Origin of the sequence: uncultured Streptococcus sp. (assembly GCF_963545685.1) — a bacterium.
Lineage (GTDB): Bacteria > Bacillota > Bacilli > Lactobacillales > Streptococcaceae > Streptococcus.
Genome location: NZ_CAUUKN010000051.1, coordinates 1 through 9,818 on the forward strand (window position 1 = coordinate 1; position 9,818 = coordinate 9,818).

Annotated in this window: 8 protein-coding genes and 3 tRNA genes; 3 read left to right on the top strand and 8 right to left on the bottom strand. The window is 35.0% G+C overall.

From position 1 onward, the window contains the following. Window positions 1–145: 145 nt before the first annotated feature. The gene (trpS, locus tag RWZ99_RS07840; protein WP_002908355.1) at window positions 146–1,171 is read right to left on the bottom strand and encodes a tryptophan--tRNA ligase; all 1,026 of its coding nucleotides are present in this window, start codon (window positions 1,169–1,171) and stop codon (window positions 146–148) included. A 290-nt stretch (window positions 1,172–1,461) separates the two neighbouring features. Between trpS and RWZ99_RS07845 the strand changes: the two genes are divergently transcribed. After that, window positions 1,462–3,084, top strand: a complete 1,623-nt coding sequence (locus RWZ99_RS07845) for an ATP-binding cassette domain-containing protein (protein WP_002899531.1) — start codon at window positions 1,462–1,464, stop codon at window positions 3,082–3,084. 75 nt (window positions 3,085–3,159) lie between these two features. After that, window positions 3,160–5,745 carry a YfhO family protein gene (locus RWZ99_RS07850; RefSeq protein ID WP_227969305.1) on the top strand — a complete coding sequence of 862 codons (2,586 nt, stop codon included), beginning with the start codon at window positions 3,160–3,162 and terminating at the stop codon, window positions 5,743–5,745. Between the two features lie 87 nt (window positions 5,746–5,832). On the opposite strand, the gene RWZ99_RS07855 is transcribed toward RWZ99_RS07850, so the two are convergent. The 7 genes from RWZ99_RS07855 to rlmH all read right to left on the bottom strand — a co-directional run bounded on the left by RWZ99_RS07855 (window position 5,833) and on the right by rlmH (window position 9,043). Further along, a tRNA-Asn gene (locus RWZ99_RS07855) sits at window positions 5,833–5,906 on the bottom strand. 5 nt (window positions 5,907–5,911) lie between these two features. Beyond that, window positions 5,912–5,983, bottom strand: a tRNA-Glu gene (locus tag RWZ99_RS07860). A gap of 45 nt (window positions 5,984–6,028) precedes the next feature. Beyond that, a complete protein-coding gene (gene comE / locus RWZ99_RS07865) occupies window positions 6,029–6,793 on the bottom strand; it encodes a competence system response regulator transcription factor ComE (protein ID WP_002899424.1) in 765 nt (254 codons plus the stop codon). A 5-nt stretch (window positions 6,794–6,798) separates the two neighbouring features. Then, window positions 6,799–8,133, bottom strand: a complete 1,335-nt coding sequence (gene comD / locus RWZ99_RS07870) for a competence system sensor histidine kinase ComD (protein WP_227969306.1) — start codon at window positions 8,131–8,133, stop codon at window positions 6,799–6,801. Window positions 8,134–8,160: 27 nt separating this feature from the next. Further along, entirely contained in the window at window positions 8,161–8,268 is a 108-nt protein-coding gene (locus RWZ99_RS07875; RefSeq protein ID WP_227969307.1) for a competence protein, read from the bottom strand. 179 nt (window positions 8,269–8,447) lie between these two features. After that, window positions 8,448–8,521, bottom strand: a tRNA-Arg gene (locus tag RWZ99_RS07880). Between the two features lie 42 nt (window positions 8,522–8,563). Continuing rightward, on the bottom strand, window positions 8,564–9,043 hold the full coding sequence (gene rlmH / locus RWZ99_RS07885) for a 23S rRNA (pseudouridine(1915)-N(3))-methyltransferase RlmH (RefSeq protein ID WP_149566278.1): 480 nt from the start codon (window positions 9,041–9,043) through the stop codon (window positions 8,564–8,566). A gap of 203 nt (window positions 9,044–9,246) precedes the next feature. On the opposite strand from rlmH, the gene RWZ99_RS07890 reads away from it, so the two are divergent. Beyond that, the coding region (locus tag RWZ99_RS07890; RefSeq protein WP_314677791.1) for a S1C family serine protease at window positions 9,247–9,818 on the top strand (572 nt) is incomplete at its 3' end.

Here is a 9,818-nt window from a genome sequence, read left to right on the forward strand (position 1 = left end):
TTTCTTTGAATAAGAGCTGGTTTTTTTGTTGTTAATATCATACCATTCTATAGGAAATTGTCAATCATTATTATACAAAAAATAAAAACCATCATTTTTTAAACTAAAAACGATAGTTTTTGTGATTCATAATCAATAATATTCGTTATTTAAAATAATTAATCCCCATCGCAGACTTCACTTCCGAAAGAGTCTGACCGGCAGTCTGACGTGCCTTATCGCATCCTTCTTGCAGCATCTGATAGACCTGTCCCATGTCTTTAGCAAACTCCACACGACGCTCACGAATCGGACCTAACTCTCGCTCTAAAATTTCTAACAGATAGCGTTTGGTTTTGACATCTCCCAGACCACCTCTTTGATAATGCTCTTTCATTGCAGCAATATCAGCAGCATCTTCGGGGCGGCCAAAAACATCCAGATAATGAAAGACCATATTTCCCTCAACTTTTCCAGGATCTTCCACTCTGATATGATTAGGATCTGTATACATGCTCATAACTTTCTTTTGCAGAATATCCATATCATCTGCCAGATAAATACCGTTATTGAGAGATTTAGACATCTTAGCATTGCCATCCAAACCAGGCAAACGTCCAGCTGCTTCATTTTCAGGATAAATTCCTTCCGGTTCTACCAAAACATCTGTCTGGTAAGCGTTGTTAAAAGAACGAACAATCTCCCGAGTCTGCTCAATCATAGGCTTTTGATCATGTCCTACTGGTACATAATTAGCTTTAAAAGCAGTGATATCTGCTGCCTGAGAAATAGGATAAACTAAAAACCCAGTCGGCAAACTTTCACCAAATCCTTTTTGCGCAATCTCAGTCTTGACAGTAGGATTACGCTCAAGACGAGCTAATGACACCAAATTCATGTAATACATTGACAACTCTGCCAACTCAGGAATCTGACTTTGAATAAAAATAGTCACCTTTTCAGGATCCAATCCAGCCGCCAGATAATCTAAAGCTACATTACCAATGGACTCAACAATTGTTTGGGGGTCCTTTGCATGATCTGTCAAAGCTTGCTGATCAGCCAAAAATACGAACATCTCATATTTACCTTGATCCTGCAAAAGCACGCGGTTCCGTAAACTTCCTACATAATGACCAATATGCAATTTTCCTGTCGGACGATCTCCTGTTAAAATAATTGGTTTAGTCATTTATTACTCCTCAATTTATACTGAGTTCATTATATCATTTTCAATGAAAATGAGAAAGAAGTTTCTAGAAAAAAGCAAAAAATCCAGTTTTTACAGCTTGATTGACATCCCTTTACAACATTTGTAAACTTAATTGACAAACTATTCTGGCTGTAAAACCTAAAAGTCTTAGTTCATTCTATTCTCCTTTTTTCTTTTGGCTTCGTTTTTTACTTTTTATCTCAGAATTATTTGAAAAAAGTTCTATTTTCTAGTAAAATGAAGAAGATTATATATATAGGAGAAAGACATTGCTTACAGTATCAGATGTATCACTGCGTTTCAGTGACCGAAAATTGTTTGATGAGGTCAACATCAAATTTACAGAAGGAAATACTTATGGATTGATTGGAGCTAACGGCGCTGGAAAATCAACCTTTTTAAAAATTTTAGCTGGCGATATCGAGCCAACAACAGGCCACATTTCTCTAGGACCAAATGAACGTCTTTCAGTCCTCCGCCAGAACCACTTTGACTATGAAGAAGAACGGGCTATTGATGTTGTAATTATGGGAAATGAGCATCTCTACAACATCATGAAAGAAAAAGATGCTATTTATATGAAGCCTGATTTTTCTGATGAAGACGGTGTACGTGCGGCCGAGCTTGAGGGAGAGTTTGCTGAACTAGGTGGTTGGGAAGCTGAAAGTGAAGCCTCACAATTATTGCAAAATCTCAATATTCCGGAAGATCTTCACTACCAAAATATGAGCGAGCTCTCTAACGGAGACAAGGTTAAAGTACTCTTAGCCAAAGCCCTTTTTGGTAAACCTGATGTCTTACTTCTGGACGAGCCAACTAACGGTTTGGATATTCAGTCTATTACTTGGCTGGAAGACTTTCTTATCGATTTTGACAATACAGTTATTGTTGTATCCCACGACCGCCACTTTTTGAATAAAGTCTGCACTCATATGGCCGACCTTGACTTTGGAAAAATCAAGCTCTATGTCGGAAACTATGATTTCTGGAAAGAATCAAGTGAACTAGCGGCTAAGCTGCTCGCTGACCGAAATGCCAAAGCAGAAGAAAAAATCAAGCAACTTCAAGAATTTGTTGCTCGTTTTTCTGCCAATGCTTCAAAATCAAAACAAGCAACTTCTCGTAAAAAGATGCTTGACAAGATTGAGTTAGAAGAAATTGTTCCATCTAGCCGTAAATACCCATTTATCAGCTTCAAAGCAGAACGTGAGATCGGTAATGATCTCTTGACAGTGGAAAACCTTTCTGTCAAGATAGACGGAGAAACTATTCTTGATAATATTAACTTCATTTTACGTCCTGGCGATAAAACAGCTTTGATTGGTCAAAACGACATCCAAACAACAGCTTTAATTCGTGCTTTAATGGGTGATATTGAGTATGAAGGAACTGTCAAGTGGGGTGTCACAACCAGTCAATCTTACCTACCAAAAGATAATTCTCGTGACTTTGCTAGTGGTGAATCAATCCTTGACTGGCTGCGTCAATTTGCTAGCAAAGAAGAGGATGACAACACCTTCCTCCGAGGTTTCCTTGGACGCATGCTTTTTTCTGGAGATGAGGTTAACAAGTCTGTCAATGTCTTGTCAGGAGGAGAAAAAGTTCGGGTTATGCTATCTAAGTTAATGTTGCTTAAATCCAACGTTTTAGTCTTGGACGATCCAACCAATCACTTAGATTTGGAATCAATCTCCAGCTTAAATGATGGCTTAAAAAATTTCAAAGGATCCATTATTTTTGCCAGTCACGACCATGAATTTATTCAAACCTTGGCCAACCATATCATTGTCCTGTCTAAAAATGGTGTGATTGACCGCATTGACGAAACCTATGATGAATTCTTGGAAAATCAAGAAGTTCAGGCAAAAGTCAAAGAACTTTGGAAAGATTAATCTCTTGTCAATTTACGTTTACAAAGCTTTACAGAGGCATGAAACAACGTTTCTGCCTCTTTCTATATAAGAAATATGAATCACATTAAAGAATATTTTAAAAAAAATTGGCCTTATTTTTGTGCCTTCCTTCTTCCATTTTTCGTTATGTTCTTTGTCTACTTGATGTATGGAATTTACTGGAATAGCGAAACTTCTCCCTTGCTTGGTGATGGTTTTCATCAGTATGTCATTTTTGACACCAACCTAAGAAATATCCTTCATGGCACAGATAGTATTTTCTATACTTTCTCCAGCGGACTTGGGCAGAATTTCTATGCTTTATCCAGTTATTATTTAGGTAGCTTCTTATCTCCCTTGGTTTATTTCTTTGATTTGAAATCAATGCCAGATGCCATCTATCTATTTACCTTAATCAAGTTTGGATTAATTGGACTCTCTGCCTTTATCAGCATCAAAGGAATATTCAAAAAGATTCCAGCTTTACTCATCATCACTCTTTCGACTTCATTTTCTTTAATGAGTTTTTCAGTCAGTCAATTGGAAATTAAAACCTGGCTGGATGTGTTTATCCTTGCACCTTTAATTGTTCTAGGTTTACATAGGTTGATAACTGGAAAAGGAAGAGTACTATACTTTACAACACTGTCAATTCTCTTCATCCAAAATTATTATTTTGGATATATGATGGCAATCTTTTTGGCCTTTTGGTACCTTCTTCAATTATCTTGGGATTTCAAAAATAGAATTAAAAGTTTACTTGACTTTACAATCGTATCTGCTTTAGCAGGTCTGACTAGCCTAATCATGATTCTGCCAACTTACCTAGACATAAGTACTCATGGTGAAACCTTGACAAAAGTTTCGTCATTGTTGACAGAAAAAAGTTGGTTCTTAGATGTGTTTGCTAAAAATTTTATTGGAAGTTTTGATACAACCAAGTATGGTTCTATCCCTATGATTTATGTCGGCACCTTCCCATTGATTCTAGCTATCTTATTTTTCACCTTAAAATCTGTTAAGTTTCACGTGAAACTTTGCTACTTTTTACTTATTGCAATTTTCATAGCTAGTTTTTATCTTCAATATTTAGACTTACTTTGGCAGGGAATGCATGCTCCGAACATGTTTCTTCACCGTTATTCTTGGTTATTTTCTCTGGTAGTTATCTATATGGCTGCTGAGACTTTAAATCGTTGGAAAGATGTGAAAGTAATGAATGTTGCCATTAGTTTCACTTTGCTCAGCCTCGGATTCATTATGACGTTTATTCAGAGAAAACATTATGACTTTTTGGGTCCTGAGAATTATATTCTAACATTAGAATTTCTGCTGGCTTATCTCTTGATTAGCTTTGTCTTAGCAAAATCTTCGATTCAACCAAAAATCATTCTCCCTGTCTTGCTTTTCTTTGTTACTTTTGAATTGTCGCTTAATTCCTATTATCAAGTTGGAGGAATTGCTAAAGAATGGGTATTTGCCACTCGTTCATCTTATGCTAGCCACCTTGACGAGATTGACAAGCTTGTCAATTATTCCAAAAAGAAAAATATTGACTTCTTTAGAACTGAAAGATTGAATCCACAAACGGGAAATGACAGTATGAAATTCAACTACAATGGAATTTCCCAGTTCTCATCTGTCAGAAATACTCAGGCAAGTTCCACTTTAGATAAACTTGGTTTTAAATCAGCAGGAACAAATCTGAATCTCCGTTATCAAAACAACAGTATTTTAATGGACAGTATTTTTGGTGTTCGCTACAATCTATCTGAAACAGATCCTCAAAAATTTGGTTTTCTTCCTGAAAAAACTGAAAAAGAAATGTCTCTCTACCAAAATGATGCTGCACTTGGTTTAGCTTTTCTGACCAATGATATTTACCATGATGTCAAGTTTACAAATTTGACTTTAGATAATCAGACAGAATTTTTGAATCGATTGACTGGCTTTGATTTTAAATATTATGACAAAGTAGATGCTATAACTACTAATGAAAATGTCAAGCAAATTGGTAACAGAGTGACTGTGGATGTTGACAGAGAACAGAATACAAGCTTTGCTAGCGTAGTCTATACTGTCAATGTACCTGCTAACAGTCAACTATATGTCAATGTCGCTGGGATTGATTTTAGTAATGATGATCAGACAGATGTTGACATTACTGTCAATAACTTTACAGAACATTATACAACTAATAATGTTTTCCCTTTCTTTAATGCTGGCTATTTTAGTCAAAGTCAAACAGTATCTATTCGCTTTACATTCCCAGACAATTCGACAGTTTCATTTGATACGCCAGAATTTTTTGCCGTTAATGCTGAGCAATATCAAAATGTCATTCAAAAATTAAAAGAGCAGCCCGTTTCCACAACTACTGATTTAAACACAGTAAAAACAAATTATAGAGCGGAAAAGGATACTTCATTATTCTTTACCATTCCTTATGATAAGGGATGGTCAGCCACTCTTAATGAGAAGCCTGTCACACTAAAACGAGCTCAAAACGGTTTTATGAAATTAGATGTGAAAAAAGGAGAAGGAAAAGTTGTCCTCACTTTCATTCCTAATGGACTGAAAGAAGGTGGCATTGCCTTCATATCTGGCATAATCTTATTTGTTTGCTATAATTTTCTACGTAGGAGACGACATAGAATGTAAATATATAAAAAATAAGGCTCTTCATTAAAATGCTAGTGAAGGCCTTTTCTTGAACAATAAAAAAACACTCACTAGGAGTGTCTCTAGCTCCGGCAGTAGGACTCGAACCTACGACATCATGATTAACAGTCATGCGCTACTACCAACTGAGCTATGCCGGATAATATAGTCCGTACGGGATTCGAACCCGTGTTACCGCCGTGAAAAGGCGGTGTCTTAACCCCTTGACCAACGGACCATATGGTATGCTCTCTTTCAGAACATATTCCATTATATCAGGTTTTTAAGCTTTGTCAACTCTTTTCCCTTTATTTTCGAAAATATCTTTCAGATATTTCACTCTTAAACGAGTGACCGGACAGCGATGATTTTCGTAAAAAATAATTTCTCGATTTTTCTTGTCATAATCAACAATGTTGCCAATATTAACCAGATAAGATTTATGTGGTGAAAAAAATCGTTTGGATTGCTGATCTTTTTCTTGAATATCTGTTATTGTTCCATAAAATTCCTTAAGAAAATTTTTACCGACAATCCGAAGTTTATGAGAGCTCCCTGTCGTTTCGATATATAAAATATCGTTATAAGGCATTCGAACATCATTGCCACGATAACTATATTCAAAATAATCTACCATATTGGTATTTTCAATTAGTGTACTCTTAGTGTAAAGAATACTGTCTTTGATTCTATTTTTAAAAGCATCATTGTTGATATCTTTATCGATAAAATCAAGTGCTGATACTTTATATTTAAAAGTCATAGTAGCAAATTCAGATTTTGAGGTTACAAAAACTATAATGGCATAAGGATTATGATGACGGATAAATTGAGCTACTTCCAGCCCTTTTGTTTCCTCCCCCTTAATGTCAATATCCAAAAAATAAAGCTGGTTAACGTCTCCATTTTCAATATATTTTTTGAATTCTTTTATTTTTCCTGTAACCTGAACCTGGATGTCAATTCCAAGTTCCTCAGCAATTTCTGCTAATGTCGTTTCCATCCTGACTTGATGAGATACGGTATCCTCTAAAACTAACACTTTCATAAATTCTATCTCCTAATTGTTAAAATCTGTGTGAAATTGTTTGGCTCAATTTGTGTATCAAGAGTTATAAATTCATACCTATCTAAAATTTCCTTGATGTTATTCAATCCATAGCCTCTATTTTCTCCTTTAGTTGAAAACTCGGGCTGATAGAGTTCTTCCAAATCCAATTTTCCTTCTTTACGAGAATTTTGAACAACAAAAATGGTTCTATCATCCAGTTGAACCAGAGAAACATGGACAATTTTTTCCAGGCTGTCAATGGCACTCTCAATAGCATTATTTAATAAAATACTAGCAATTCTCACAAGATCTAACAACTTGATTGGAAGGCGTTCCACTTTATCCTTAACTTCAAAAGTCAGCTGAATCTGATGTTCACGCGCTTGAAAGATTGTCTCGGTCATGACACTTCTTAAAGCTGAATCTCCTACATTATTCAAATCAAAAACTGTATATTTATCTGAACGCAGGTTCAAATTTGCATCAGCCAAGACCTCTTGATAAATGTGCTCAATTTCCTTGATATCTCCAGTTTGAATAGCCACTTGCATACTCGTCAACATGCTAGCATAATCATGACGAAATCCTTTGATTTCATAGTACAATCTCACAATTTCATCAGTATATTCCTGAAGTCGAAGCTGTTCAGATTCTTTTTGACGCAAATGCTCTTCTTTTTCGTATTTCTCACGGCTGTCCTTGAACGTCACCAAGGTAGAAAGAAAGGCCAAGAAACAAATAGTAGCAATCATACTGCTAAAACTGTTGAAATGCCTTATATTACTAATCCAATGAGAGAGATTTAAAATCAGCCAATTCATTGCATATAAACTACTAATCATCAGAATCTGAGATTTAAAGAAACTTCTTTTAAGATAATCTATTCTGAAATCAAAAATATCAATAACCTTTACCATAAATAACAAGGAAAGTAAGTTGATACATGTCAGAAACAAGCCCATGTACTGAGCTACAAAATCATCTCCTAAAACAGATGAAATAATAACAGAAAAGAAAGTAGTAGAACTATCAATTGACAGACATAAAAAGAAGGAAAGTAAGAAAGATTGATATTTTTTAATTTTTTCAACTCTACAAAAATACCAAACTAAAAATAGAGGGAGAAAAAATGACAGTGTATATGATGGAATTGTGCTAGAAAATGAAAATATGTGTCCTAAAAAAGCAATTATAAACGGAACTATAATCTCAAGACCAAAGCAAACAGCTACAAAAAAGCGAGTATGCTTAATTTTAGTGATTTTTGATAAAATCACTAAAAATGCAGCTACATTAATAAAAGGATGAATAATTAATCCAATTATTTCAAGTGACATAAATTTCTCCCCTAAACTTTAAAATTCTTATCTTCCAAAAATCCAACCCCATGGATTTGGAACACCTCTTATATCCCAAAAGATTTGAACAAGTAAATTGCTATTTGCAACAATTTGAAAAGAATAGATTTTCATAACTATCTCCTATCTTTTATCTTGTAAGTCACCTTACATTTATCATTATAGAAAAATAGAAAGAGTTAGTGACAATTTTCCCTGAAATGTCATTTTTTATCCCCGAAATGACATTATACCAAAAAAATAGAAGAAAAAAACACGAAATATTGTAAAATATTTCGCATTTTTTACATTTCTGATCTCAGCAGGATTCGAACCTGCGACCGTTCGCTTAGAAGGCGAATGCTCTATCCAGCTGAGCTATGAGACCAATACTATCTCATTCTATCAGAAAATAGGATTGCCGTCAAGATTACTTATGATAAGGACTCCCCTGCTGAATCATAAAAGCTCGATAGATTTGCTCTATTAAAACAAGGCGCATCAGTTGATGAGGTAAGGTTAATTTGCCAAAACTCATTAGAAGATTTGCCCGTTTTTTTACTGCAGGATATAAACCTAAACTTCCCCCAATAACAAAAGTGATATCAGAAAAGCCATGCACTGTAGTATCCATCATGAGCTGACTAAACTTTTCTGACGGAAATTGCTTTCCTTCAATTGCCAAAGCAATAACAAATTCACGCTCATTGATTTTAGCCAGAATTTTATTTCCTTCTTTTTCAAGAATCTGCTGATTTTCTAAATCACTAGCTTTATCAGGTGTTTTTTCATCCGCTAGCTCAATCATTTCCACCTTGCAGAATCGATTGAGACGCTTCATGTATTCAGCAATTCCATCCTTTAAATATTTTTCTTTCAGTTTTCCAACTGTTACAAGTTTTATTTTCATAAGTTTATTCTATCATATTCATCTATACTTCACACTTTATTAACAAGTAAAATTTATCTGGGAATCGGCTAATCTGTGTATTTTCTAATGCCTATCAACAGTTTTTCTAAGTTTTCCACAAGGTGTGGAAAACTTAGAGTATTTAAGTTATAATTAAGTTTAGCTAACTATAATTTCATCAATTGTAATTCAAGGAGGAAAACATGAAAAACTCTTCAAATGCCATCAAAAAGGCTTTATTGCTTTTTGCAGTGTTAATTGTAGGTTTTATCGGTGGAAGTTTAGGAAATTATGTTACTACATTAGTAACTTCACGTGTAAAAATGAATGGAAATTCAACAACCAGTGTAACTACTTCATATAAAAACTCTACTGACATTTCAGAAGCTGTGAAAAAGGTTCAAAATGCCGTTGTTTCAGTAATTACTTATGCTGAATCTTCCAGCAGCGTTATCAATGATGAATCTTCCAACGATGAATCACAAATCTCCAGTGAAGGTTCTGGCGTAATTTATAAAAAAGACGGAAAATCAGCCTATCTGGTAACCAACACCCACGTTCTTAACGGATCAACCAATGTAGATATCTTGCTAGCTGATGGAAACAAGGTTCCAGGTGAAGTAGTTGGATCAGATGTTTATTCAGATATCTCTGTCGTTAAAATTAGCTCTGAAAAAGTAACTGATGTCGCAGAATTTGGAGATTCTGGTTCTCTGACAGTTGGTGAAACAGCAATCGCCATCGGAAGCCCTCTTGGAACAGAATACGCTAACTC

Excerpts from the sequence above, each read along its gene's own strand:
- comE (WP_002899424.1), bottom strand. The coding sequence starts at position 6,793 with ATGAAAGTGTTAGTTTTAGAGGATACCGTATCTCATCAAGTCAGGATG.
- RWZ99_RS07850 (WP_227969305.1), top strand. The coding sequence starts at position 3,160 with ATGAATCACATTAAAGAATATTTTAAAAAAAATTGGCCTTATTTTTGT.
- rlmH (WP_149566278.1), bottom strand. The coding sequence starts at position 9,043 with ATGAAAATAAAACTTGTAACAGTTGGAAAACTGAAAGAAAAATATTTA.
- trpS (WP_002908355.1), bottom strand. The coding sequence starts at position 1,171 with ATGACTAAACCAATTATTTTAACAGGAGATCGTCCGACAGGAAAATTG.
- comD (WP_227969306.1), bottom strand. The coding sequence starts at position 8,133 with ATGTCACTTGAAATAATTGGATTAATTATTCATCCTTTTATTAATGTA.
- RWZ99_RS07875 (WP_227969307.1), bottom strand. The coding sequence starts at position 8,268 with ATGAAAATCTATTCTTTTCAAATTGTTGCAAATAGCAATTTACTTGTT.